This is a genomic window from Parafrigoribacterium mesophilum, assembly GCF_039652555.1.
Taxonomy (GTDB): Bacteria; Actinomycetota; Actinomycetes; order Actinomycetales; family Microbacteriaceae; genus Parafrigoribacterium; species Parafrigoribacterium mesophilum.
Genome location: NZ_JBDJAF010000001.1, coordinates 856,465 through 882,129, shown reverse-complemented (window position 1 = coordinate 882,129; position 25,665 = coordinate 856,465). Strand labels below are relative to the sequence as shown.

The window sequence follows — 25,665 nt, the reverse complement described above, 5'->3', positions numbered from 1 at the left end:
ATACTGTCAAGCACAATCCGGCCGAAGGGCACGCTGCGTCGTGCCCTCAACGAGCGCCACGCAGCGTGTTCCATCAACGCAGTACACCGCTCACCTCACTACATCAATGGACGTATGCCACCGCTGGTGGGGTGTGCGCACCTTCCTCATGAGACGACTCATGAGGAGGCCCGGGGTGAAAGGCGGCGTTATCCTGTTCCGCGGTACCGGTACGGCCGCGCGTCGTTACCTGGAGTCGGATCGGTCGACCGCGGACGAGTACTACCTCGAAGCTGGAACGGCGCTTGCGGCGTTCACCGTCACCGATGACCACGGCGAAGTTCTGGACACCCGGACGCTCGACCCCGAGGAGTATGCGGCCTGGGTGGACTGGATCGACCCGATCACGGGCACCTCGATGGGAACGCCCCGCGGCGCGGGTGAGCGCATGCGGAGCTCACCGAGGTTTGCAGAGATGGTCATCAACGCGCCGAAATCCCTTTCCATCGCTGCTGCGCTGCATGTCGAGGTCTCCGACGCGCTCGACGCGGCGCAGCAGGACGCCGCCGCGGAGATTCGTCGGTGGCTTGCGCAGCACTCGGTGACGCGGGTCGGGCCGCGGAATGCGCGGGAGGTGGTCCCGGTGCAGCAGTTGCAGACCCTCGCTGTGGCGCACAAGACGAGCCGTGCAGGCGATCCCCACCGGCATATCCACTTCCAGATCGGCACCCGCGTCTACGCCGGCGGGAAATGGCGGGGTCTGGACACCGCGGCGATGTTCAAGCAGCAGGGCGCCATCCGCGCGCTCGGCACCGCAGTCATCGCCGCGCACCCGCAACTCGCGCAGGTGCTCGACGCGCACGGCCTGACGCTCGACCCCGTAACCGGGGAGGTTGCTGAGCTGGAGCCGTACAACGCCGTCATGTCGAAGCGCGGTGCGCAGGTCGAACGCAACCTCGCCCGGTTCGAGGCCGAATGGGAAGCCGCGCATCCGGGCGAAGAGCCCGGCCCGGTCGTGCGCTCGCGACTGAAGGCGAAGGCGTGGGAACACGAGCGGTCGAGGAAGAAGCCCACCGTGCTCGGCAGCGAAGCCGGGTGGCGCGCCGAACTCGAAGCCGCCGGTTACACCCCGGACGTGCCACGCGCACGGCGTGCGGTACCGGTCACACTGGACGAGCTGCATATCGAGGAGGTTGCATCACGTGCGCTCGACCGGTGCGCCGCAGGCGCATCGACGTGGACGGTGCATACGCTGCGGGAGCACGTCACCCGAATCACGACGGAGCACTGCGTGCAGGCCGAACCGGTGGAGTTGCGGGAGTTCGTGCAACTGGCCGTGCAACTCGCAACGGAGGATTGCTTCTCCGTGCTCTCGCCCAGCTCACCCGCACCCGAGCACGTCGCACACCTCACGTCGCTACACGTCCTTGCAGCAGAGACGGAATTGCGCGACCTGCTCACCGCACGCACCGAGAAGTCCGACCGGCGCAGCCCCGACGTGCATCGCCTCCCAGCGCGCGCCGGACTCGATGATGACCAGGAGCGTGCGGTCGCCGTCGTCGCATCTCGCAACCCGGTCGTCGTAGTGGAAGGTGCCGCCGGGTCGGGCAAGACCACGATGCTCAAGACGGCGATCAAAGCCGCTGCGGAGGATGGCCGGTCGATGCGGGTGGTGACGCCGACGAAGAAGGGCGCTGACGTCGCCGCCCGGGACCTCGGCGTCCCCGCTGACTCCGTGGCTTCGCTCGTGTACAAGTACGGTTTCCGGTGGAACACGGACGGCGTCTGGACGCGCCTGCGCACCGGCGACGTTGACCCCGAGACCGGCGGCATCTACCGCGGCCCCACGAAGGAAGCGAAACTCGCACGAGGTGAGCGGATCGTGGTCGATGAAGCCGGGATGCTCGACCAAGACTCCGCTCTCGCGCTGTTGCAGGTTGTGGACGAGGCCGGGGCCACGGTCGCGCTCATCGGCGACCGTGCGCAGCTCCCCGCGGTCGGGCGCGGCGGCGTGCTCGACATCGCCACTCGCCTCACCCCGACCGTTGTGGACATGACGAGCCTGCATCGGTTCGCCGACGGCGCCTACGCGGCGCTCACTCTTGAGCTGCGGTACGGCCGCAACCCGGGCATCATCTTCGACCGCTTCAACGCGCTCGGCCTGATCGAACTGCACGACACCGACGAGGCCGTGCAGGAGGCCGTCGCGAAGACCACGACCGCTGAGGATGCGATCACCGCGGCGACGAACGACGAGGTACGGCAACTGAATGAGCGCATCCGCGCCGAGCGCGTCGACCGCGGCGATGTCGATGACGCTCGCACAGTGTTCGGCAGCGACGGGCTTCCTATCGGTGCCGGGGACGTGATCCAGACCCGCCGCAACGAGAGCACGCTCGGCATCGCGAACCGCCAGACTTGGACCGTCCAGCACGTAGCCAGCGACGGCGCGCTAAGTGTCGTCGAGACAGTCAACGGTCGAAAGCGGCAGCACACCGTGACCCTGCCCGCGGAGTACGTGGCGGAAGACGCGCACCTGTCCTACGCAGTCACCGCCTACGGAGTCCAGGGCGCGACGCTCGACGTGTCGCACACGGTGCTCAGCGGCGCGCTCGACGCGGCAGGCGTCTACGTCGGCATGACCCGCGGACGGGAGCGGAACACCCTTCACATCGTCGCCGCCGACCTCAGCGACGCGAAGCAGCAGTTCACCGACGCGCTGGCCCGCGACCGCGCCGACCGTGGCCTAGCCGATGCGACCGAACGCGCACGCGAAGCCATCACAGGACTCGTCGCCGACGGCCCGATGTCCATCGTGAACACCGAACGCGAGCGGATTACCAAGCGGATCGAGGAAGGCGAACGCGAAAGGGACCACTGGGTATCGGCGTTCACCAGGCTGCACGACCAGTTCGAGCGGCACGAGGCCGAGCGCGAGCAGCAGAACGAACTGGTAGCTGCCGCCGATGCGCGCGCCGCCGAGCTCCTCGCTGAGTCTGTTGCCCCGCGGGTGCAGAAGGCGACCGCGGACGGTGCCGCATTCATTGCCATGCAGGAAGAGGCGTACGCGGCGCACCGAGCCCAGGCATCCGTGGGCAGGTTCCGCAAGCGCTCCGCCGCCCAAATCGCGAAAGAAGCCGATGCCCACCGTGCCGAGACCGAGCAGGCGATACGGGAGCGCTGGGAGAGCCTCCCGGACAGCGAGGCCGGCCTGTCCGCTTGGGCGGAGGTCGTCGCTCGGCGCGCGGCGGATGCGATGCCCGAGGTGGCCGACACGCGCGAGGCGGCAAAGCGCGCCCACGCGGACGCCGAGATGATCTCAGCGCGCCAGACGCGAGAGTACATGGCGCTGTATCAGCGTGTCATCGGGGCCCGCCAGCCGAGCGTGGTCTCTGCTCGCGTCGAGAAGCTCCGCAAGCAGACCGCCCAAGACCGCAGATATCTCGCACAGCTTGACGGACTTTCGCCCCGGGAAGCCGCGCAAGTCGTCCGAGAGCGAGCAGCACACGCCGAGACCCAGCGCCTCACCGCCGAGGAAACGCGCAAAGCAGCGGGAGCGCGCGCCGCACAGCTCGACGCTCCGCTGCATGAACGGGACCGAGGGCACTCCCCGTACCGTGACGGGCAGTCGCTGGGGCTCTGACGTAGGCAGTGACCCCGGCGCAGGAGTAGAGCCGAACGACAGTAAACCGGGAGAAACCGATAAAGACTGGCCTCCTGTCGATAGGATCTGAGTTATGATCTCGGCTGAATCCCTCAAAGCGGTGCTCTTGTGAGTGAGCCCTGGCTGTCTGCCGAGGACATCGCTGCGCATCTCGGCATCACGAAGGAGACGGTCTACGTCTGGATCGCGGACAAGCACATGCCGGCGCACAAGGTGGGGCGTCTCTGGAAGTTCCAGGTCTCCGAAGTGGATGAGTGGGTGCGCGGTGGCGGGACTTCGTCAGCGGGAATATCCGAGTGAGCTGACGAATGCGCATTATTGACAACCTCAACGAGTTCCTCGGTGACGATCTGAAGGCGTCGATCAAGCCCGGCTCAAAGCTGCGCATCGCGGCGAGCACGTTCTCCATCTTTGCGTTCGAGGCACTGAAGCGTGAGTTGCAGTCGATTAAGGAGCTGGAGTTCGTCTTCACCGCGCCGTCGTTCACGACGGCCAAGGCGACCGATAAGCCTGCGCCGGAGAAGCGGCAGTTCTTTATCCCGAGCGACAAGAATCGGGATGCCGCGCTGTACGGCACCGAGTTCGAGATCCGCCTGCGCAACAAACTGACCCAGCGCGCGATCGCGCGCGAGTGCGCGGAGTGGGTGCGGCAGAAGGTCACATTCCGCTCGAACCACACCGGCGCACCGATGCAGTCGTTCGCCGTCGTCGATGACACTGTCGCCTACGCCCCGCTCCAGGGATTCACGACGGCAGACCTTGGCTATGAGCGAGGGCCTGCGGTGTCGAACATGGTCCACAAGATCGACGACTCGCCGTTCACGCAGCAGTACATCCAGCTGTTCGACCAGATCTGGCACAACACCAACCAACTCGACGACGTGACCGAGGCAGTGCGCGAGCACATCGCGAGTGCGTACGCGGAGAACTCGCCGCAGCGGGTGTACTTCCTGATCCTCTACAACCTGTTCAGCGAGTTCCTCGAGGACATCAACGAGGACGTCTTACCGAACGACCTGACTGGGTACCAGGACACCGAAGTCTGGAAGGCGCTCTACAACTTTCAGGAGGATGCCGCGACCGGCATCATCAACAAACTCGAGACCTACAGTGGCTGCATCCTCGCCGACAGCGTGGGCCTGGGGAAGACATTCACGGCGCTGGCGGTCATTAAGTACTACGAGCTGCGCAACAAGACTGTGCTCGTGCTCGCGCCGAAGAAGCTCGCGGACAACTGGACGAACTACAACAGCAACTACACGACGAACGTCTTCGCCAAGGACCGCTTCAATTACGACGTGCTCGCCCACACCGACCTGTCGCGGGACGGCGGCGAGTCACTGGGCAAACGCCTGGACTTGATCAATTGGGGCAACTACGACCTGGTGGTGGTCGACGAGTCGCACAACTTCCGCAACGCCGACTACGTCCAGGAACGCGAGACCCGCTACCAGCGCCTGATGCGAAAGGTGATCCGCGAGGGCGTGAAGACCAAAGTACTCATGCTATCGGCGACGCCGGTGAACAACCGTTTCAATGATTTGCGCAATCAACTTGCCCTGGCCTATGAGGGCGACTCAGCACAGCTTTCCGCAAAGCTGAACATCTCGACCACTGTCGAGGAGGCATTCCGGCAGGCTCAACGCACGTTCAATGAGTGGTCCGACCTGCCGCCAGAGGATCGCACGACCGATGCAATCCTCGCCCGGTTGGACTTCGACTTCTTCGAGCTGCTCGACGCCGTCACCATAGCCCGCAGCCGCAAACATATACAGGCGTTTTACGACACCGCCGACATCGGCGCGTTCCCCGAGCGGCTCAAGCCCACCTCGCTACGCCCGCCACTGACTGACCTTGCTGACGCGCCGACGTTTAACGAGATCTTCGAACAACTCCAGCTCCTCACCCTCGCTGTCTACACCCCGCTGGCGTACGTATTCCCAAGCCGACGGCAGAGGTACGAAGATCTCTACGGCACATCGGCCGGCCAGAACTACATGGGCGGTTCAAATGCCAATCTCGGTGCCGCCAGCCGCGAGCAGGGCATCCGCAAGCTCATGACCGTGAACCTACTCAAGCGGCTGGAGAGCAGCATCGAGGCGTTCCGGCTCACCTTGAACCGGCTGGAGGACACGGTCGCCGAGGCAATCGAGGCCGTGGATGACCACGCGGCGAACATCGCTGACGTCTCCGCGTTCTCCGACCTCGATGCCGACGATGACGACTTCGAGTTCCCCACCCGCGGTACGGTCGGCCGGAAAGTGCAGATCGACCTGGCAGACATGGATTTAGAGTCCTGGAACCGTGACCTCGTCAACGACGGCAAGGTCATCCAGCAGCTCCTGGCGTCGATCAGTGGCATCACTCCCGAGCATGACTCCAAACTCGGCGCGTTGCGCGACCTGATCGAGGGCAAGCTCCAGCAACCACTGAATCCCGGGAACCGCAAGGTGCTGATCTTCTCCGCCTTTGCTGACACCGCTGACTATCTCTACAAGAACCTCGCCCCAGCACTGAAACGGCGTGGCTACGACAGCGCGCTCGTCACCGGCCAGGGCAACCCGTCCACGACGGTCGGCAAGGGTTACAGCTTCCAACAGACACTCACCCTGTTTTCGCCGCGTTCGAAGCAACGACACCTCGTCATGCCGAAGGAGTCCTCGGAGATCGACCTTCTGATCGGCACCGACTGCATCAGTGAGGGCCAGAACCTCCAGGACTGCGACTTCTTGGTCAACTACGACATCCACTGGAACCCGGTCCGCATCATTCAGCGCTTCGGCCGCATCGACCGCATCGGCTCGACCAACGAACGTATCCAGCTGGTGAACTTCTGGCCCGATATCTCCCTCGACGAATACATCAACCTCAAGGAGCGTGTCGAGAACCGCATGGTCGCCGCTAATCTCGGCGGCACCGGCGACGACAACATCCTCGACCCGGGTGCCAGTGACGCCGCGTTTCGCAAGGAACAGCTCCGCAAGCTTCAGGACGAGGTCATCGAACTCGAAGACGTCCGTACCGGCGTATCGATCACCGACCTGGGACTGAACGACTTCCGCATGGACCTGCTTGGCTACATCAAGGAATACGGCGACCTTGCAGGCACCCCCAAGGGCCTGCACGCCGTCGTGCCCGCCGACCGTGACAAGGGACTGAAACCCGGTGCACTGTTCGTGCTGCGCAACATCAACGCCGACGAGCACCTCAACAGTGGCAACCGCCTGCACCCGTACTACCTCGTATACCTCGACGATGAGGACCAGGTGATCGCTGATCACACAGAGGTCAAGCACCTGCTCGACCTGATCCGTGCCGGCTGCCGCAACCGCGACGAGCCCGCCTGGGAGGTGTGCCGCGTCTTCAATGCCGTCACCCGGGACGGCGCCGACATGGGCCAGTACAGCCACCTGCTCACCGAGGCGATCCGCTCCATGATCGACGTCACCGAGGAGCGCGACGTCGACAGCCTCTTCAGCCCGGGCCACACCACCGCCCTCGTGCAGACCATCGCCGGGCTCGACGACTTCGAGCTGATCGCCTTCCTCGCCATCGTCGAGAAGCCGACAGATGCCTGAGCGCCTCCCGTTGGCTGAGCCTGTCGAAACCACCCCTGTCCTCTTCCGTTGGCCTTCGGCTGCCGCGTTCGGCCGCACCGTGCCGAAGTCGAAGTTCTACGAGCATGGCAACGTGCGCACCGCCCTGCGTGAGAAGTTCACGAGCGACATCCAGCGCATCACCTGGGCCTACAAGCTCGCCGACGACACCGTCCGCCTGCGCGCCAGCGCAGCGGTGCCCGAGATTCAGGTCTTCACCGTCGAGACGAAGGGCGCGGATGTCTCAGACGACGTGCTCACCGCCATCGACAAGTCGGTGCACTACCCAATCATCTTCGAGGTCGCCAGCGGCGATCGGGTGCGCGCCGTCGCCACCCACAAGTCGCTGCACGGGAAAGCCCCGACGGTCGGCGCGTACATCACCACCGGCTGGCTGCCCGCCGACGCCCCGCGCCGTCCGCTGCCTACTGCGCTTGACCTGTCAGGTCTCTACGAGGCGATCCTTAGTGCTTTTTTGCCAGGGGGCACGCGCGCCGGGGAGACAGTTTCGGAGGCGACCGAAAGACTGGACCGGGCACGAAAACTCCAGCGCGAGATTGCCGTGCTGGAGAAGAAGCTGCGCACTGAACCGCAGCTCAACCGCAAATTCGAACTCCGCAGGCAGCTCAAGGAACGTACGGCAGTGCTCACCGAGCTGACCGAACCCGCACCGAGCAACAAGGGATGACCGTGGACAAGCTCAAGCTGCACTCGCCGGATCTTACCCAGCGCAACATCGACGCCATCGTCGAGTTGTTCCCCACGGTCGTCACCGAGACCCTCGACGCCGACGGCAACCCCGTCCGCGCGCTCGACTTCGACGCGCTCCGCCAGGAACTTGCGGATCATGTGGTCGAGGGGCCGCAGGAGCGGTACCAGCTCGACTGGCCGGGCAAGCGGGCTGCCGCGTTCGCCGCCAACGCGCCCATTGCGAAGACGCTGCGCCCGGTGCGGGAGGAGTCGGTTGACTTCGACACGACCAAGAACCTCTTCATCGAGGGCGACAACCTCGACGCCTTGAAGCTGCTCCAGGAGTCGTACCTCGGCAAAGTCAAGCTCATCTATATCGACCCGCCGTACAACACGGGCAACGACGGGTTTGTCTATCCAGACGACTACTCCGAAGGAGCGGGCGAGCATCTCGTGCGGTCCGGACAGGTTAACGACGCCGGTGAGCGGCTCCGCTCCAACCCCGACTCTAACGGCAGGTTCCATTCCGACTGGCTCGACATGATCTACCCACGGCTGAAGCTAGCGAAGTCGCTTCTCACGCAAGACGGCTACATCGTCGTCAGCATCGACGACGCCGAGTTCTCGGCGATAGAGCTACTGCTCGACGAGGTGATGGGGGCTTCAAACAAGCTCGCGGTGCTCGTGTGGGATCGCAACCGCAAGAACGACGCGCGGTTCTTCTCTGTCGGGCACGAGTACATGCTCGTCTACGCACGCGACAAGACGATCCTGACTGAGCGCGGCACGCGCCTGCGCGAGCCGCAGGCGGGAATTACAGAGGCCCGGGAGTTTTTCGCCGCGGCGGTGAATCGCAACGGCGAGGACTGGGCGACGACTCAGGCAGAATGGCGGAAGTGGACGGCTGCGTTCCCGAAGGACGACGAACGCCGCAAGCTGGGCCGATTCTCTAAGGTCGGCCTCCGAGGGCCGTTCCGCGACGATGGCGACATCGCTTGGCCCGGTGGTGGCGGACCAAAGTACGAAGTATTTCATCCGACGACTGGCAGGCCATGCAAGATGCCCCCAGGTGGGTGGAGGTACCCGACCAAAGCTCGATTCGATGAGCTCGCCGCGGACGGGCACATTGTCTTTGGCGTCGACGAGACCACGATGCCGCGACCAATTCGGTACCTCTTCGAGAGCGAGGGGCTGGTCATGAGTTCCGTCCACTACAGCTATGCCCAGACGGCTGCCCTTGATTTCGAGGCGCTGATGAACGGCAAGGTCTTCGACAACCCGAAGAACTTCAAGGACATCGCGCGGCTGGTCGACTATCTGACCGGCGCTTCCGACACGGTAATGGACTTTTTCGCAGGATCGGCGTCTACGGCTCATGCCGTGCTCCACCTCAACTCAACGACCGGCAGCGAGCGGCGCTTCATCATGGTCCAAGTTGCCGAGCCCGTGCCCGCCGAAAGCGTTGCGAGTGAAGGTGGCTTCAGGTCTATCGCTGATCTAGCGCGAGACCGAATCCGGCGTGCGGGTGAAACCCTCGGTGGTGACTTCGGCTTCCGTGCCTTGCGTGTCGACACGACAAATATGGCCGAGGTCAGTGCGGCAGTCGACGAGCTGCGCCAAGGAGAGTTGGACGGCATGATCAACAGTGTGAAGCCTGACCGCACAGACGAAGACCTGCTCTTCCAGGTGCTCCTCGCCTGGGGCCTCGACCTGAGCCTGCCCATCCAACGAGAGGTAGAGAGAGAGAGAGAGAGAGAGACGGCGCCGCCCACCATGTACTTCCGCGTCGCCGACGACGCGCTCATCGCGTGCTTCAGCGAGGAGGTGTTCGCTGATGTGGTCACCGAGATCGCGAAGCGTCAGCCGCTGCGCGCCGTATTCCGCGACTCGGCCTTCAAGACGGACGCGGATCGTATCAACGCCGAGCAGCTCTTCCGCGAGCTATCGCCGGGCACGGAGGTCAAGACCGTATGACCTCGCTGTTCTGGGCGGTGGTGCGTAATGGAGAAGCGCGCACTGCACTCGCCCGACCTGACGGCTCGAAACATCGAGCGGATCGCCGAGTTGTTTCCGCAGGTCGTCACGGAGTCGAGGGATGCCGAGGGCAATGTGACCCTCGCCATTGACTTCGATCTGCTCCGCCAAGAACTCTGCGACCATGTCGTCGAGGGCCCGCAGGAGCGGTACCAGCTCGACTGGCCAGGCAAGCGCGCCGCGGCCTTCGCGGCGAACGCGCCGATAGCGAAGACGCTGCGTCCGATGCGTGAGGAGTCGGTTGACTTCGATACGACGAAGAACCTCTTCATCGAGGGTGACAACCTGGAGGCGCTCAAGCTGCTACAGGAGTCGTACCTCGGCAAGGTCAAGCTCATCTACATCGACCCGCCCTACAATACGGGCAACGACTTCGTCTACGACGACGACTTCGCCGAGTCGACGACGATCTACCTTGAGCGCTCAGGACAGCAGGCCGAGAGCGGTGAGCGCCTCGTCGCCAACTCGGAGGCAAACGGCCGCTTCCACTCCGACTGGCTAAGCATGATGTACCCGCGCTTGAAGCTGGCGAAGAATCTCCTCACGTCCAATGGAATCCTCGCGGTTTCGATCGATGATCACGAGGTCGTGCGACTTCGCGCGTTGTGCGACGAGGTGCTGGGTGTCGGTGCCTTCCTCGGCACGCTCACGTGGCGACGGCGACCGACCGCGGATAGCCGCAACTTCAGCCGCGTATCGACCGACCACGAGTACGTGCTCCTGTATGGGCGAACCGAAGAGGCGCGGGTAAAGGGGCGTGGCATCGATGAGTCGAAGTACCGGAATCCGGATGGCGACCCCCGCGGCCCATGGACAAGCGAGAACCTGACCGGGCTCGCCGACCCGAGCGCGCGCCCCAACCTTCACTACCCGTTGGTGAACCCCGAAACCGGAATCAGCTACCCGCCTAGCCCGAGCAGGGGATGGGCCAAGGCGAAAGAGACGACGGACCGTCTGATTGCGGAGGAACGCATCCTTTGGCCGTCGTCACCGACTGGACGCCCGCGGGAAAAGAAGTTCCTCCGTGAGCTTCAATCCAGCGTAACTGGGCTCTCGACGTGGGTGCTGGCCGACGAGGTTGGCTACAACTATGCGGGGACTCGGGAAGTGCGTGACCTCTTCGGTGACAAGGTGTTCGACTTCCCGAAGCCTGTCGCCTTGCTCCAGATGCTCATTGAACAGGTGACATCGGCCGACGACATCGTGCTTGACTTCTTTGCAGGCTCAGGAAGCACAGGTCACGCTGTGCTTGCGCAGAACGCCATCGATGGCGGCAAGCGACGGTTTGTACTTGTTCAGATCGCGGAGCCGACGGAGGAGTCGTCCGAAGCGTACAAGGCGGGCTACAGATCGATCGCCGACATTGCGCGCCGTCGGGTCGCTCTCGCCGCTGGCCGCATCGAGGAAGAGCAGTCCTCTCAACTGACTGCGGAAGACCCGTCGATGGATCTTGGGTTTCGATCTCTACTGGTCGATACCACAAACATGGTTGACGTCACCACCTCACCTGACAGGACTGTTCAGTCTGCGCTTGCCGGTGTGATCGAGAGTGTGAAGCCTGACCGCAAAGACGAGGATCTGCTGTTCCAGGTGCTCCTCGACTGGGGACTCGACCTTTCGGAGCGCATCACGGTGGAGGAGATTGCCGGGCGTCGCGTGCTAGCGGTGGCCGAAGCCGCCTTGATCGCGTGCTTTGCGGATGAGGTCACTGAGGCAGTCGTGCAGGAGATGGCCGGACGGCATCCGCTTCGCGCCGTTTTTCTAGATTCTGGCTTCGCCAGTGACGCCGCGCGGATCAACGCCGACCAGATTTTCCGCGAGGTGTCACCCGAGACAGAGGTAAGGGCGATCTGATCCAATGAAGCTCCAGTTCAAGGTCCAGCAGTACCAGACCGAGGCCGTCGATGCCGTGGTCGACGTGTTCACTGGGCAGCCGTACGCCGACGGGGTGAAGTACCGCGTCGATCCCGGAAAGTATGCGGCACCGACCCTGTTGGATGACGCGGGCCTGCGCAACGCCGAGATTGCGTTGACGCCACCGCAGCTCCTGACGAGCGTGCACGGCGTGCAGCAAGCGCGGGGGCTGGAGCTGTCGAAGGACCTCAAGGACCCGGTCAAGAAGTCCGCGGCACCGTTGAACCTCGATATCGAGATGGAGACCGGTACGGGCAAGACCTACGTCTACATCAAGACGATCATGGAGCTGCACAAGCGGTACGGCTGGTCGAAGTACATCGTGGTTGTGCCGTCGGTTGCGATCCGCGAGGGTGTGAAGAAATCGTTCGACATCACCGCCGAGCACTTCCAGCAGCTTTACGGCACGAAACCACGCACGTTCGTCTACAACTCATCGCGGCTGCATGAGATCGAGCGGTTCTCGTCTGACGCAGGCGTGCAGGTGATGATCATCAATGTTCAGGCGTTCAACGCCACAGGCAAGGACGCCCGTCGCATCTACGAGGTGCTCGACGACTTTCAGTCCCGCAAGCCGATCGACGTGATTGCGGCGAACCGCCCCATCCTCATCATCGACGAGCCGCAGAAGATCGAGGGCGACGCGAAGAAGCCGTCAAAGTCGCTTGAGGCGCTCGCCCGCTTCAACTCCCTGTTCGCGCTGCGGTACTCGGCAACCCACAAGATCAAGCGGACCATGGTGCACCGGCTGGACGCGGTGGACGCCTATAACCAGAAGCTGGTAAAGAAGATCGCGGTGCGCGGCATCACGGTCAAGCACCTGGCCGGCAGCACCGCTTACCTGTACGTGGACGCGCTGGAGGTCGGCAAGGGCGCGGACTTCCCGAAGGCCAGGGTCGAGCTGGAGGTGCAGACGGCCCAGGGCATCAAGCGGCAGGTCAAGCGCCTGTCGCAGGGCATGAACCTGCACGATATTTCGGGTGGAATCGAGGCGTACAGGGGCCTGTTCATCCGTGATGTCGATGCGAACCGGGACATCATCGAGCTGAGTAACGGCGACATCATCGGCGCCGGTGAAGTTACCGAGGACGTGGCCGAGGACCAGAAGCGGCGCATCCAGATTCGCGAGGTCATCCGCGCCCACCTCGACAAGGAGCGTGAGCTGTTCGCGCAGGGAATCAAGACCCTGTCGCTGTTCTTCATCGACGAGGTCGCCAAGTACCGTGACTACGACCGCGAGGACGCTCTCGGCGAGTACGCCCGGGTGTTCGAGGAGGAGTACGAGGCGGTGCTCGCCGACTACCTCAGCCAGCTTGACCTCGACGAGGCCGCGGAGCGATACCGCAGGCACGTCGAGGCGATCCCGGTGCGCTCGACCCACGAGGGGTACTTCTCGATTGACAAGAAGACCGGCCGGTCGATCGACGGTAAGATCGCCGCGCGCGGTGACTTCGCAGGCCAGTCGGATGACGTCGACGCCTACGACCTGATCCTCAAGGACAAGGAGCGGCTGCTCTCCTTCGAGGAACCCGTTCGGTTCATCTGGTCGCACTCGGCCCTGCGCGAGGGCTGGGACAACCCGAACGTCTTCGTGATGGGCATGCTCAAGAAGAGCGACAACACCACCACACGGCGACAGGAGATCGGGCGCGGCCTGCGCCTGTCGGTCGACCAGCACGGCGAGCGGATGGATAACCCCGTCACCGTGCACGACATCAACGAGCTGACCGTCGTGACCGACGAGTCGTACACGGAGTTCGTCGCGGCCCTCCAAAAGGAGATCATCGAGTCGCTGACGGCCCGGCCGCGCAAGGCGAACGTCGACTACTTCGTCGGCAAGCACATCACGCTCGGCGACGGGTCGACGAGCGCTATAGAGAAGGCGGTCGCTCAGGCGCTGTACAACCACCTCATCCGCAACAACTACATCGACGACGACGGTCTGGTCACACAGGAGTACATGGCTGCCCGCGCCGACGGCACGCTCGCCGCGCCGACCGCCGTCGTGCTCAAGTCGGTTATCGACTTCGTATGGCCCCTGGTCGACGCGCTCTACCTCGACGTGCCCAAGCCGACCAACGGCCGCAAGCCGAAGAAGATCCCGTTTAACGAGGCGAACTTCAAGAGGCGCGAGTTCCAGGAACTGTGGGGCCGCATCAACCACAAGGCCGTGTACCAGGTTGAGTTCGACTCCGCCGAACTCATCGCCAACTGCATCCGAGCGCTTGACACGTCCCTGAACGTCACCGTCATGCAGTACCTAGTCGAGGCAGGCAAGCAGGTTGTCGGCCTCGAAGTCGAGCAGCTTGAAGCCGGCACCGGCTTCAAGGTCTCCGAGACCAAGGTCGAGCACTCGGCCGTTTCGGCGGGATCGACCGTCAAGTACGACCTGCTCGGAGAAATTGCTGAGAAGACACAGCTCACCCGCCGCACTTGCGCCGCGATCCTCACCGGCATCAACCCGGGCACGTTCGCGAAGTTCAAGCAAAATCCCGAGCAGTTCATCACCGAGGCCGCCCGGCTCATCAACGAGCAGAAGGCCACCGTCATCGTCGAGCACCTGAGCTATGACCCGCTCGATAACCGATACGACTCCTCGATCTTCACCGAGAACCAGACCGCGCAAGACCTGTCGAAGGCGGGCGACAAGCTGAAGAAGAGCGTCTACGAGTACGTCGTTACTGACTCCAAAATTGAGCGGTCGTTCGTCGAGAAGCTCGATGTTAGCGACGAGGTCGTCGTCTACTCAAAGTTGCCGCGCGGGTTCTTCATCCCGACTCCGGTCGGCGACTACAACCCCGACTGGGCCATCGCTTTCCGCGACGACGTTACGCAGATCAAGCACGTCTATTTCGTCGCCGAGACGAAGGGCTCGATGTCGACCCTCCAGCTCAAGGGCGTCGAGAACGCCAAGATTGAGTGCGCCCGCAAGTTCTTCGCCTCGCTCAACGGCACGACCGCGAACGACGGCGTGAAGTACGACGTCGTCGACAGCTACGATTCGCTGCTCCAGCTCGTGGGGGCGTAGCGACGATGGTCATCGAGCTGTATTTCTCTCAGCACTTCCGGGTATCGCCGAAGGTGCTGGAGGACTACGGCGCGTTCGATGTCAGCCTCGTCTCCGATCTGCCGCTCTTCGTCGACCCCTTCCTGCTCTTCAACAGCAAGAAGCAGGAGTACCGTGATCTCCACGACGGAATGATCCGCTACCTCGTCTTCCTCCGTGACCGGGCTACTCCCGATCTCGACCCGGGACTCATCAAGTCCTGGTACATGTTCCAGGAGGTGAAGCAGAACTGGCTCGGGTTCACCGTCCTCGGCAACTCGGGGAGCGGACTCGGCAAGGATTTCGCCCGCGCGCTCCACAGCTCCCTCGGCTCGATCCTGAAAGGGTTTGGGTCGGAGTCGATCACCAAAGGTGCCCACCTGGAGAAGCTCGCGCTCATCAAGGAGGGTGTCGGGCGCGACAACATCAGCGACTTCACCACGAACCTCATCAAGGGCTATCTGCTGGAGTACACCCAGGCGTTCGCGCAGGCCCATCTGTCCCCCGACCGGCGCGACGCGTTCTCTGTCGCCCGCGCGGTCTTCAACTACGAGACCGAGACCTGGGAATCGCGCCAGTACGAACTGCCCGCGCTCCGCGGGGACTACGTTCTCCTTACCCCAGCCGACATGCTCACCAAGGACGACACCTGGATCAGTCGCTCCGACCTGGTGCGTGAGTTCAGTAGCATCCCCGATGCAATCGAGGATGATCAGCTTCGCGCGCAGGTCGACAACTACCTCTTCAAGAAGCTGAGTGAGAACCCGACGAAGAAGGAGTACTCCGATCTGGCGGCTGCCGCGATCCTCCAGTTCCCCGAGGTCATCGACTACTACATCCGTCAGAAGGAGGACACCGGGGAGCAGGCGGTCGGCCTCAGCGCGAGACGGCGGCAGGAGGTCTTCGAGATCCTCGTGCAGATGGTGCAGAAAGTCGTCGAAGACATCCGCGCCAACACCTCGCTGTACCTGACGCCGGTCAACAGTTACGACGAGGCGCTGGCTCGCGCGAACGGCTTCAAGCAGTACGTCGAGAATCAGGACGGCTATCGGCTCCTCAACAAGCCCGGCCAGGAACGCCCCCTCGCCACGGAGAAGGAGGTCCAGCTCTTCTTCGGCCTCATCTTCTTCGGCAGCGAGTTCGATGTGAACCGCGAGGTCAACAACGGGCGTGGTCCCGTGGACTTCAAGGTAAGCAAGGGGGCCGTCGACAAGTCGCTGATCGAGATCAAGCTCGCCAGTAACAGCCAATTGAAGCGGAACCTCCAGAACCAGGTCGAGGTTTACGAGAAGGCGAACGGCACGCGCACCTCGGTGAAGATGATCGTCTGCTACACGGAGGCGGACGTGGCGAAGGTCGATGCGGTGCTGAAGGAGCTGGACCTCCGCGGCGAGAAATCCATCGTTGTCATCGACGCGCGCGCCGGCAACAAGCCCTCAGGCTCGAAAGCGTAAGGCGGTTCGGCGGCGATGCTTCAGTACCTTCGGCTGCGCGGCCCCCGTCTTTGACCCGGCATCCGGTGCAGACATCGCCCGCTGAAGCCGGTGAACTTCTTCTACTTCGGGCCTTACGGTTCCGGGAAGACTCCATCACGGCAGGCAGGGTGCCGATAGTCAGATGGAGCGTCAAGCTAACGAGTTCGCGGCTGAGTTCCTTACGCCGCGCGATGTCATCAATAGCCAGCTGCCCAGGCGCATGAACGTCAACAAGCTGGAGGAGCTGAGCCAGTGGTGGGGGGTGTCTGTCCATTCACTCCTTTACAGGCTGCGCGAACTGGATCTCGTCTCCGAATCGACGTATCGTCGCGGATACATCACACTCAACAGCCTGCCCCGCCGTGCGCAGCCGATCCGCGACTACGACGGCAGCCAGAACTACTCAAGAACGCAATTGAGCTTCTTGATACTGTCGGCATCAGCCTCGTGGACATCGCTGCCGAACTCCATCTGGCACCAAAGCGCATCCGCCAGCTCGCGAGCATCGACGACCCGCAGCCCAAGCTCTCGCTCGTCAAGACCCCTGATGCCCGCCGAAACACGGCGACGCCCTCCGATGATGTCGAAGGGAACACTGATGAGGAAGGAGCCGGAATGGCTCATCGCTCTGCAATCTCCGGCCGGTACATCTCGAATGCCGCGGCCGCTCGTCACCCGAAGACGAGCATCACCGAATCCGGAAGCAACGCATTCAGTGGCGCCCACCACCGGTCCGCAATCTCCGGTCGCTACATCTCGGGACCTGCGGCCGCCCGCCACCCGAACACCAGCGTGACGGAGAACGGCAAGTAGCACCGGGAACAGGCGAGGGCGGTCGATCTCAGGTATAGCGAGATCGACCGCCCGCTCCTTGCGCTACTCTAGTTCGCCCGATTCTGACAGCGCGACCTCGTAGAAGTCCGGTGACCAGATTGGTGACCAGGAACCCTCCTGAGAGGCACGAATCAGCCCGAATCGCTGGGTAGTTGTCGGTAGTCGGCGTTAGACTCGATGCCGTGAGATCCCTGAGATTACAGGGAATTCGGCCGATTCGGTGCCTCGCTCGGGAGAGCCAGGTGGCTCTCTTTTGTTCTAGGTTCGAATCCTGGTACCCCAGCTTGTGAGTATGTTCTACGAATGAACTAGCCCCGGGAATCCAGGGGTATTTCTTTGTCAGGGCCCGAGTTTCCGGCGAAGTAAGACTCGTCTGGCGAGTGCTCTGGATGGGGCTAAACCTCAGCGGGGTGCCTTTTCCCGTTTGGGAAAGCAGATCGTTTTTGGCCGGTTTCAGCGCCCGGCGTTTAGAACCTCGAGCGCCCAGTCCGCCAGTGTCACAATCCGTTCGTCGGATTTTCTGGTATGTAGTTCGCCACCAACGTCATTGCGAATCTGAACACTGTGACTGGCACGAAGTAGAACGGCGAGCAGGCAACGTGCCCGGGCCTGACTAACGAATCAAGGCTCGGCCGGTCGTGGTGCAGCTTTTGCTGATGCACGCCCGACTAGGTGAACGAATTTGTCCGCAGTAGGGAGTGCCGTTTCGGAATAATCGAGGTAGTTCGGGTACACCGGTTCGCTTGAGCCGTGGTTGCAGATGCGAGGGTGGGGCTTGGCGCGATCATCCGCCGGTAGCTTCAAGTGCGGCGCTGACGTGTCGAACCATTAGTTCGCGTTCACACCTGGCTGCCGAGTTTGAACCCGGCTTCCTCTGGCCGGGTGTAGGAGAACCCGTCGGCGCCGATCGTGATCGCGGCCTCCTCGGTGTCGGTGCGTTCCACTATCGGTTGTGGCTGCCCGTCCAGGTCCAGCACGAGCGAGGCCTCGGCATACCAGCTGGGGACGACCGGGTTGCCCCACCAGTCGCGGCGCTGGTTGTCGTGTACGTCCCAGGTGACGATGGGGTTGTCCGGGTCGCCGGTGTAGTAGTCATGCGTGTAGATCTCGATCCGGTGTCCATCGGGGTCGCGCAGGTAGAGATAGAACGCGTTGGAGACGCCGTGCCTGCCGGGTCCGCGTTCGATCCGGTCGGACTGCCGGATGGCGCCGAGGTGGTCGCAGATGTGCAGGATCTGGGAGCGTTCGTGCGTGGAGAACGCGGTGTGGTGCATCCGCGGGCCGTCCGCTCCGGTGAGCGCGATGTCGTGCACGGTGGCCTTGCGGAACAGCCAGGACGCGTACACGGTCTGAGCCTCGTCGCGGATGTCCTCGGACGCCCGGAAGCCGAGCCCTTCATAGTATTTTTGCGCGAGTGGCACGTCGGGCGTCATCACGTTGAAATGGTCGAGTCGGGAGATCGCGCCGGCGCCCTGCACGTCGTACCTGCGGGTGAAGCGTTCGACATGTTCGGCCTCGTAGAAGAACTCGACCGGGAATCCGAGTGGGTCCACGACGCGCACCGCCTCGCCGATGCCGCGGGTGGCGCCGGCGGCGCGGCGTTCCACGCGACACCCCAGCTCGCGGAAGTACTCGGCGGCGACCTCGACCTCCTGCTGGGAGCGCACCCGGTAGGCCAGTGCCGCCAGGGCGGCGACGGGGCCCTTGCGCAGGATGATCGAGTGGTGCAGGTATTCCTCGAACGCCCGCAGGTACAGCGCGTTCTCGTCCTCGTAGCTGACGACGAGGCCCAGCACGTCGACGTAGAAGGCGCGAGACGCGGCCAGGTCGGTGACGATGTACTCCGCGTAGGCGGAGCGGATGATGTCGGGCGGGGTGGTCATGTTGGTGCCTTCCTATTAGTTCCCGTACCGGCTAAGTGTGCCCGGCCGGGCGGGAACAGTTAGCCGAAACGGGAACGGTTGTGGCTGGGCCTGCTGTCAGGGGTTCGCGGTAACGTGCGGGGCTTCATGCGGAGCCGACGTGCTGCCGAATCGGGCGGTGTGGATGTCGCCGAGGGTGATGTGCACGGCCTGTTGTTCGGTGTAGAAGTCGATCGAGCGGTAGCCACCCTCGTGGCCGAGTCCGGAGGCCTTCACCCCGCCGAACGGGGTGCGTAGGTCTCGCACGTTGTGCGAGTTGAGCCAGACCATGCCGGCCTCGATGTTCTGCGCGAAGGTGTGCGCGCGGCGCAGGTCGCTGGTCCACAGGTATGCGGCCAGGCCGTACTTCACCGCGTTGGCCAGCTGCAACGCTTCGGATTCGGTGTCGAATGGGGTGATGCACACCACCGGGCCGAAGATTTCCTCCTGGAAGATCCGGGCATCCGGTGTCACATCGGCGAACACGGTTGGCTGCACGTAGTTGCCGTCGGGCAGCTGCGCCGGCCGCCCGCCGCCGGCGACCAGGCGGCCCTCGGATTTGCCCAGCTCGACGTAGGACATCACCTTCGCGTAGTGCTCCGGATGCACCAAAGCGCCGACCTCGGTTTTTGGGTCGTGCGGATCACCGACCACGATGTTCTTCGCCCGGGCGGCGTAGCGGGTGACGAAGTCGTCGTAGATGCTGCGCTCCACCAGGATGCGGCTGCCGGCGGTGCAGCGTTCGCCGTTGAGGGAGAACACGCCGAACAGGGTCGAGTCGAGGGCGGCCTCCAGGTCGGCGTCGGCGAACACGATCGCCGGCGATTTGCCGCCGAGCTCCATCGACAGACCCTTGAGTTTCTCGGCGGCGTTCCGGAAAATGAGCTGCCCGGTCGTGGTCTCCCCGGTGAAAGAGATCAGCGGCACTCCTGGGTGTTTGACCAGCGCGTCTCCGGCCTCCTCGCCCAGTCCGTTGACCAGGTTGAACACGCCGTCGGGCACGCCGGCTTTGCGGAAGATCTCCGGCCACAGGCTTGCCGACAGCGGGGTGAACTCTGCCGGTTTCAGCACCACCGTGCATCCGGAGGCCAGCGCGGGGGCGAGCTTCCAACTTTCCAGCATGAACGGGGTGTTCCACGGGGTAATCAGTCCGGCGACGCCGACCGGCTTGCGGTTCACGTAGTTGACCTGCACGCCGGGCACCTTGTAGGCGTCGTCGGCCTGCGCGACGATGAGGTCGGCGAAGAAGCGGAAGTTCTCGGCGGCGCGCTGTGCCTGTCCGAGCGCCTGGGTGATCGGCAGGCCTGTGTCGAAGGTCTCCAGCTCGGCTAGCCGAGAATCGCGCTCCTCGACCAGGTCGGCGATTTTGTTCAGGATGCGGGCGCGGGCGCGCGCCTTCATGCGCGGCCACGGGCCGCTGCGGAACGCGTCGGTCGCCGCGGCGACGGCGCGGTCGATGTCGGCCTGCTTGCCGGCGGCCGCCGTGACGTAGGTGGTGTTGGACACCGGGTCGAGCACGTCGAACGTGGTTCCGTCGACGCTGTCAACGAACGCGCCGCCGATGAAGTGCTGGATCTTCTCCGGGAGCCCTTCGGGGATGTAGTGCATCAGTTGCCTCCTACAGTGAATCCGTCGGCCGGGGTGAGATACCGCTCGCCCTCGGCCATCAGCTTCTTGATCTTCACAAGCCCGGCATCCGTCGGCGAGATGAGCGGCGGCCTCACGTGCCCGGATGCGATCAGCCCGCGCTGCTCGAGCACCCACTTGCCCGGTGCCGGGTTCGTCTCCACGAACAACAGATCGACCAGTGGATGCAGGCCGTAGTGCAGTTCGCGGGCCCGCTCAAGGTCACCGGCTTCCCACGCCTCGAACATCTGGGCGCTGGCGGCGGGCGCGATATTCGCCGTCGCGGACACGAATCCCGCGCCGCCGAGAGCGAGCAGCGGCAGGCACAACAACTCGATGCCGGACCAAACCATCAGGTCCTTGCCGCACAGGTGCAGCACGCGGGAGAAGTGCTCGAAGTCCTTGGTGGTCTCTTTGACGCCGATGAAGTTGTCGACGTCCCGGAACAGGCGGGCGACCGTCTCCGGGGCGATGTCCACCGCGGTGCGGCTAGGCACGTTGTAGGCCACGATCGGCAGGTCCGGGAACTCGTCAGCGACGGTCTTGTACCAGACGTACAGGGCCTGCTGCGTCGGCCGGGCATAGTACGGGGTGATGATCAGGGCCGCGTCGACGCCGGCATCCCGAGCCGCCGCGGTCAGCTCCAGCGTCTCGTCCAGCTTCGTGGTTCCGGTCCCGGGCAGAAACGGCACCCGGTCGCCCACCGCGGCCGCGACGGTGCGGATGGCGTCGGCGCGTTCGTCGATCGATTGGGAGCTGGGCTCCCCGGTCGATCCGCCGATCGAGATGCCGTGGCTGCCCGATGCGAGCTGCCAGTTCACCAGGTTGGTGAGGCTCTCGTGGTCCACCGACCCATCGGCAGCGAATGGGGTCATCAGGGCGGCGATGGAGCCACGGATCTGGTGCGGGTCACTGCGAAATCTCATGGGGTGCTCCTTCTGTAGCGCTGTAGTGGCAGTTGCCTGCGGGCCCTTCGAGACGCTCGCCTAGCGGCTCGCTCCTCAGGGGCCGGAGGGCGTTCGTTCCCTGAGGAAGGCGCTCTCGCTGGCTCCTCAGGGGCCGGAGGGCGTTCGTTCCCTGAGGAAGGCGCTCTAGCGCCTGTCTCGAAGGGGCGGCTCCTGTTCTGCTCACGCCGCGTCACCTTGATGACCGTTTCCGGCCTGGTGCGCCAGGAATGCGTTCAACGTGGCCAGCCGGTGGTTCCTGGCGGCCAACTCCACCTCGAGCGGGCCGGCATGGTCCTCGATGAGTCGCAGAATCGTGGCGTGCTCGGCCACGGACTCCTGCGCGCGGCCGGGAACGAAGCTGAATGTCGAGGCGCGCAGCACCCGCAGCCGCGCCCAGCCTCGATGCACGAGGTCGAGGATGTGCGGGTTGGGGCAGTTCTCGAACAGCACGCTGTGGAACTCAAGATTGAGCCGGGTGAAGGCGGCGGGGTCGAAGTGCCGCAGGCTCTGCGCCATCTCGTCGTTGAGGTCGCGGGCACGCTGCAGCGCCGTCGCCGTCGTGAAGGGGAGCGAGACCGCGGTGGCGAAACCCTCGACCAGGCTGAGGGTCTGCATGGTGATTTCGTACTCACGTGGGTCGAGCATCGCGACCTGGGCGCCCACGTTGCGCTCGAAGGTGACGAGACCTTCGGCTTCCAACCGGCGGATGGCTTCGCGCACCGGCACGACGCTGACGCCCAGTTCGGCCGCGATCTGCCCGAGAACCAAGCGGTAACCGGGAGTGTAGGTGCCGTCGGAGATCCTGGCCTTCACAAATTGATAGGCCAGTTGAGACTTGCTGAGGGTTGCGGTGTCGGTCATTGCCCGTCCCACTCCTGGTACTTCTGTTTCCACGCCTCGTTCATCGGGTAGAGGCCATCCACCTTTTCACCGCGACCGACCTGCTGTGCGATAAAGGTTTCCTGGCGTTCCTGCTCGATGGCGGCATCCACGATCTCCTCGATCATCGACGGCGGGATGACCAGCAGGCCGTCGTCGTCGCCGACGATCACATCACCCGGTTGCACCGTGGCCCCGCCGCACGCGACCGTCTGGTCGATGTCCCACGGCACGTGCTTGCGGCCCAAGACCGCTGGATGCGCTCCGCCGAAGTAGGTGGGAATGTCCAGTGCCGTGACCGCCGCCACATCGCGCAACCCGCCATCGGTGACAATGCCCGCGGCGCCGCGCACCTGCGCGCGTAAGCCGAGGACGTCACCGAGGGTGCCGGCGCCGGGATCCTGGCGACAGTCCATGACCAGCACGTCGTCGGGATTCAGAGCGTCGAACGCCTGCTTCTGCGCGTTGTAGCCGCCGCCGTGGGCGGCGAAAAGGTCTTCCCGGTTCGGCACGAAACGCAGCGTGCGGGCCAACCCGACCAGACGCATCCCCGGCTTCGTGGAGGTCAGTCCGTCGATGCTCACGTTGTTCAGCCCGTGCTTGCGCAGCTGGGAACTCAGGGTGGCGGTGCCCACGCTGTTGATCTTTCGCTTGAGCTCGTCGGTGAGCGCGAACCGTCCGCGCTGATCGAGCTTGTCGAGATCCGTCCCGTACGCGTCTGCCCGCTGTTGATCGTCAGCCTTCGGCAGCGCGCCCACCCCGGTCAGCGGCACGGTGCCCTGCGTGATCGTGCTTGTCAGTTTCCCTGTCATTTGCCCGGCGCCGTCGACTTCGACCTCGACGACATCCCCGGGTTGCACCACCGAGGCACCCGCCGGCGTGCCGGTGAGGATGATGTCGCCTTCCTCCAGGGTGATCAGTTGGGAAAGGTCTGCCACCAGTTGCGCGAACGGGAACAGCAGTGTGGCAGTGGTGTCCTCCTGTACGAGTTCGCCGTTGACCCAGGTACGGATGCGCAGCGCGGCGGGGTCGAGCCCGTCGGCAGGCAGCAACATCGGCCCCACCGGTGTGAACCCGTCGGCACCCTTGGAGCGCAGGTTCGAACCCTTATCGGCGTAGCGCAGGTCATACACGCCGAAGTCGTTCGCGGCAGTGACGAACCTGACAGCATCCCAGGCATCCTCGAGACTCACGCGACGGACGCGCGTGCCGATGACCAGCGCGATCTCGCCTTCGAACGCCAACAGTTCGCACCCGGCCGGCCGCTCCACGCTCGAGCCACTGGCTGCCACAGACGTCGTCGGCTTGAGGAAGTACGACGGCAACGCGGGCGTGCGGCCGCGCTGCGCCGCGCGAGATGGGTAATTGATGTGGACCGCGATGATTTTCGTCGGCGCCAAGGCCGCATCGCGCCAGATATCCGCGGTCATTATCGCCCCTTGCTGTCGAATCCGTCTTTCTGAACCATAACATACGAAATCGTATATCGTCCAGATCGTTCGACACCGGACGGCGAGCACGCCTCGGGATTGGTCAAGGTAGAGGGTGCAGCGCATCACCGACCTGACGACATGTTCGCCGTCTCCGACCAGTGGTTACGAGTTGAGCGGCGCCGACGGCGAGGATGCCTGATTGCGGTGGGTTGGGGGAGGGACTTCCGCCGTGAGGTAAGCTCGGCACGTTTCGCTTCGCCGTTGTGTGTCTGCTACAGTCGCCAACAATGGACCGATTCACGCTGACGTGACGGTCGAAGCGAGGCGATATTTCATGATGAGCCAGCCGGACACGGCGCGTGCGCTCCCCGGAGTGGCCACGCCCGAAATGGACAGCTTCAGCACGTTTCAAGCCGCGATGTCCCGGACATTGATGCCGCTGAGGGTGAGCCGACGCGCTTCCCGAACAGCCCATGAGCAACGCGATTTCGCCGGAACATGGTGGCAAGGCCGGCTTCTGCCGGTGTGATGACCTCCCCGGGGTCGGGTCCTCGGAGCTGAGCGTGAGGAGTAAGAAGTTTGTCTACAAAGGCGTCGGCACGGCTTGACGGAGATGCAGGACTGTCCACGGATCTGCTCAAAGATCTCTATACGAAGATGCTCATCACGCGGCAGATCGACATGAGCGGAATCGCGATGCAGCGCGAGGGCCTCATCTTGGCTTATTCGCCGCTGCGGGGCCAAGAAGCGGCGCAGATCGGCAGTGGCGTCGCGCTCGACCTGACCCGAGACTTCGCTTTTCCCACATATCGTGAACTTGGGGTCGCCGTGGCGATGGGAGTCGACTTAGTCGGCTACCTGGCCAGCTACCTCGGGATCTGGCACGGTGGTCTCTACAATCCGGTGGCTTCGCGCTTCGGGTCGATCAATGCGGTGGTGGCAGGCTCGGTGCTGCACTCCGTGGGATGGGCCAAAGGCGCACAGCTCTCGGGCGACGGTGGCGTGGCCGTCAGTTACTTTGGCGACGGCGCGAGCTCGGAGGGCGAAGTGCACGAGGCGATGAACCTCGCCGGAATCGACAAGCTGCCCGTCGTGTTCTTCTGCCAGAACAACGGCTGGGCGATTTCCCTTGCCGCCGAACGCCAGATCGCCGGCGGTTCTGTCGCGGCACGCGCCGCCGGATACGGCATCGAGGGCGTACGGATCGATGGCAATGATGTCGTCGCCGTGCTTCAAGCCACCCGCGAGGCACTGGATCGGGCCCGAGCCGGGGACGGGCCGACCGTTATCGAGGCGATGACCTATCGGGCCGGGCCACACTCGACGTCCGATGACCCTGGCCGGTATCGTTCGCTCGATGACGAACAGAAGTGGCTGGCCAGCGATCCGATCACGGGCTTCGCCGAACGGCTGAGCGCCGAGGGGATCGCCGACGAGCAGTTCTTCGCGGCCGCCGCAGCCGAAGCAGCGCGTGCCGCCGACACCGTCCGTGCGGGCCTCGTGGCGCTCACCGGTCGACCGGGCGAGGAGCTGTTCGATTTCGTGTTCGCGAATTCGACGCCGGTACTGCAGGAGCAGAAGCACGCGTGGCAGGAGAGTACCCGTGACTGAGTCGGACAGCACCGTGTCGACGACTCCATCGACGGA

General features: G+C 63.9%; 16 protein-coding genes and 1 pseudogene. 11 read left to right on the top strand and 6 right to left on the bottom strand.

Annotated elements, in window-relative coordinates:
• The first annotated feature begins 175 nt into the window (after positions 1-175).
• From mobF to ABFX56_RS16285, 9 genes and pseudogenes are all read left to right on the top strand, one after another.
• On the top strand, positions 176-3,622 hold the full coding sequence (gene mobF, locus ABFX56_RS04150) for a MobF family relaxase (RefSeq protein ID WP_346232006.1): 3,447 nt from the start codon (positions 176-178) through the stop codon (positions 3,620-3,622).
• Positions 3,623-3,751: 129 nt separating this feature from the next.
• A complete protein-coding gene (locus ABFX56_RS04145; protein WP_346232005.1) occupies positions 3,752-3,943 on the top strand; it encodes a helix-turn-helix domain-containing protein in 192 nt (63 codons plus the stop codon).
• 8 nt (positions 3,944-3,951) lie between these two features.
• Positions 3,952-7,221 (top strand): helicase-related protein, encoded by a 3,270-nt coding sequence (locus ABFX56_RS04140; RefSeq protein WP_346232004.1) that lies wholly within the window; start codon positions 3,952-3,954, stop codon positions 7,219-7,221.
• A complete protein-coding gene (locus tag ABFX56_RS04135; RefSeq protein WP_346232003.1) occupies positions 7,214-7,927 on the top strand; it encodes a DUF4391 domain-containing protein in 714 nt (237 codons plus the stop codon). The genes ABFX56_RS04140 and ABFX56_RS04135 overlap by 8 nt, the downstream gene beginning before the upstream one ends.
• Positions 7,924-9,903, top strand: coding sequence for a site-specific DNA-methyltransferase (locus ABFX56_RS04130; RefSeq protein WP_346232002.1), 1,980 nt, complete (start codon positions 7,924-7,926; stop codon positions 9,901-9,903). The genes ABFX56_RS04135 and ABFX56_RS04130 overlap by 4 nt, the downstream gene beginning before the upstream one ends.
• Positions 9,904-10,188: 285 nt before the next feature.
• On the top strand, positions 10,189-11,817 hold the full coding sequence (locus tag ABFX56_RS04125) for a site-specific DNA-methyltransferase (RefSeq protein WP_346232001.1): 1,629 nt from the start codon (positions 10,189-10,191) through the stop codon (positions 11,815-11,817).
• A 4-nt stretch (positions 11,818-11,821) separates the two neighbouring features.
• Entirely contained in the window at positions 11,822-14,905 is a 3,084-nt protein-coding gene (locus tag ABFX56_RS04120) for a type III restriction-modification system endonuclease (protein WP_346232000.1), read from the top strand.
• A gap of 5 nt (positions 14,906-14,910) precedes the next feature.
• A complete protein-coding gene (locus ABFX56_RS04115; RefSeq protein WP_346231999.1) occupies positions 14,911-16,377 on the top strand; it encodes a hypothetical protein in 1,467 nt (488 codons plus the stop codon).
• 160 nt (positions 16,378-16,537) lie between these two features.
• Positions 16,538-16,678 (top strand): annotated as a pseudogene (locus ABFX56_RS16285) (ImmA/IrrE family metallo-endopeptidase); the annotation flags it as partial.
• Between the two features lie 119 nt (positions 16,679-16,797).
• Here the strand turns inward: ABFX56_RS16285 and ABFX56_RS04110 are convergent.
• Positions 16,798-17,022, bottom strand: a complete 225-nt coding sequence (locus ABFX56_RS04110) for a hypothetical protein (protein WP_346231998.1) — start codon at positions 17,020-17,022, stop codon at positions 16,798-16,800.
• Between ABFX56_RS04110 and ABFX56_RS04105 the strand changes: the two genes are divergently transcribed.
• Positions 17,014-17,211: a hypothetical protein gene (locus tag ABFX56_RS04105; RefSeq protein ID WP_346231997.1), complete on the top strand. Its 198-nt coding sequence runs from the start codon at positions 17,014-17,016 to the stop codon at positions 17,209-17,211. The genes ABFX56_RS04110 and ABFX56_RS04105 overlap by 9 nt on opposite strands.
• Before the next feature lie 860 nt (positions 17,212-18,071).
• On the opposite strand, the gene hpaD is transcribed toward ABFX56_RS04105, so the two are convergent.
• From hpaD to ABFX56_RS04080, 5 genes are all read right to left on the bottom strand, one after another.
• A complete protein-coding gene (hpaD, locus tag ABFX56_RS04100; RefSeq protein WP_346231996.1) occupies positions 18,072-19,115 on the bottom strand; it encodes a 3,4-dihydroxyphenylacetate 2,3-dioxygenase in 1,044 nt (347 codons plus the stop codon).
• Positions 19,116-19,211: 96 nt separating this feature from the next.
• Positions 19,212-20,741: a 5-carboxymethyl-2-hydroxymuconate semialdehyde dehydrogenase gene (gene hpaE / locus ABFX56_RS04095; RefSeq protein ID WP_346231995.1), complete on the bottom strand. Its 1,530-nt coding sequence runs from the start codon at positions 20,739-20,741 to the stop codon at positions 19,212-19,214.
• Positions 20,741-21,685 carry a 4-hydroxy-tetrahydrodipicolinate synthase gene (dapA, locus tag ABFX56_RS04090; protein ID WP_346231994.1) on the bottom strand — a complete coding sequence of 315 codons (945 nt, stop codon included), beginning with the start codon at positions 21,683-21,685 and terminating at the stop codon, positions 20,741-20,743. Before dapA ends, hpaE begins: the two co-directional genes overlap by 1 nt.
• 201 nt (positions 21,686-21,886) lie before the next feature.
• Positions 21,887-22,567: a GntR family transcriptional regulator gene (locus ABFX56_RS04085; protein WP_346231993.1), complete on the bottom strand. Its 681-nt coding sequence runs from the start codon at positions 22,565-22,567 to the stop codon at positions 21,887-21,889.
• Entirely contained in the window at positions 22,564-24,015 is a 1,452-nt protein-coding gene (locus ABFX56_RS04080) for a fumarylacetoacetate hydrolase family protein (protein WP_346231992.1), read from the bottom strand. The genes ABFX56_RS04085 and ABFX56_RS04080 overlap by 4 nt, the downstream gene beginning before the upstream one ends.
• Before the next feature lie 582 nt (positions 24,016-24,597).
• Here ABFX56_RS04080 and ABFX56_RS04075 point away from each other — a divergent pair.
• The gene (locus tag ABFX56_RS04075; RefSeq protein WP_346231991.1) at positions 24,598-25,629 is read left to right on the top strand and encodes a thiamine pyrophosphate-dependent enzyme; all 1,032 of its coding nucleotides are present in this window, start codon (positions 24,598-24,600) and stop codon (positions 25,627-25,629) included.
• The last annotated feature ends 36 nt before the right edge of the window (positions 25,630-25,665 follow it).

Bases quoted from the DNA above. Each gene is read 5' to 3' on its own strand.
- ABFX56_RS04115 (WP_346231999.1), top strand. From the start codon at position 14,911: ATGGTCATCGAGCTGTATTTCTCTCAGCACTTCCGGGTATCGCCGAAG.
- ABFX56_RS04085 (WP_346231993.1), bottom strand. From the start codon at position 22,567: ATGACCGACACCGCAACCCTCAGCAAGTCTCAACTGGCCTATCAATTT.
- ABFX56_RS04120 (WP_346232000.1), top strand. From the start codon at position 11,822: ATGAAGCTCCAGTTCAAGGTCCAGCAGTACCAGACCGAGGCCGTCGAT.
- dapA (WP_346231994.1), bottom strand. From the start codon at position 21,685: ATGAGATTTCGCAGTGACCCGCACCAGATCCGTGGCTCCATCGCCGCC.
- ABFX56_RS04135 (WP_346232003.1), top strand. From the start codon at position 7,214: ATGCCTGAGCGCCTCCCGTTGGCTGAGCCTGTCGAAACCACCCCTGTC.
- hpaE (WP_346231995.1), bottom strand. From the start codon at position 20,741: ATGCACTACATCCCCGAAGGGCTCCCGGAGAAGATCCAGCACTTCATC.
- ABFX56_RS04080 (WP_346231992.1), bottom strand. From the start codon at position 24,015: ATGACCGCGGATATCTGGCGCGATGCGGCCTTGGCGCCGACGAAAATC.
- hpaD (WP_346231996.1), bottom strand. From the start codon at position 19,115: ATGACCACCCCGCCCGACATCATCCGCTCCGCCTACGCGGAGTACATC.
- ABFX56_RS04130 (WP_346232002.1), top strand. From the start codon at position 7,924: ATGACCGTGGACAAGCTCAAGCTGCACTCGCCGGATCTTACCCAGCGC.
- ABFX56_RS04110 (WP_346231998.1), bottom strand. From the start codon at position 17,022: ATGAGCCATTCCGGCTCCTTCCTCATCAGTGTTCCCTTCGACATCATC.
- ABFX56_RS04140 (WP_346232004.1), top strand. From the start codon at position 3,952: ATGCGCATTATTGACAACCTCAACGAGTTCCTCGGTGACGATCTGAAG.
- ABFX56_RS04105 (WP_346231997.1), top strand. From the start codon at position 17,014: ATGGCTCATCGCTCTGCAATCTCCGGCCGGTACATCTCGAATGCCGCG.
- ABFX56_RS04125 (WP_346232001.1), top strand. From the start codon at position 10,189: ATGCGTGAGGAGTCGGTTGACTTCGATACGACGAAGAACCTCTTCATC.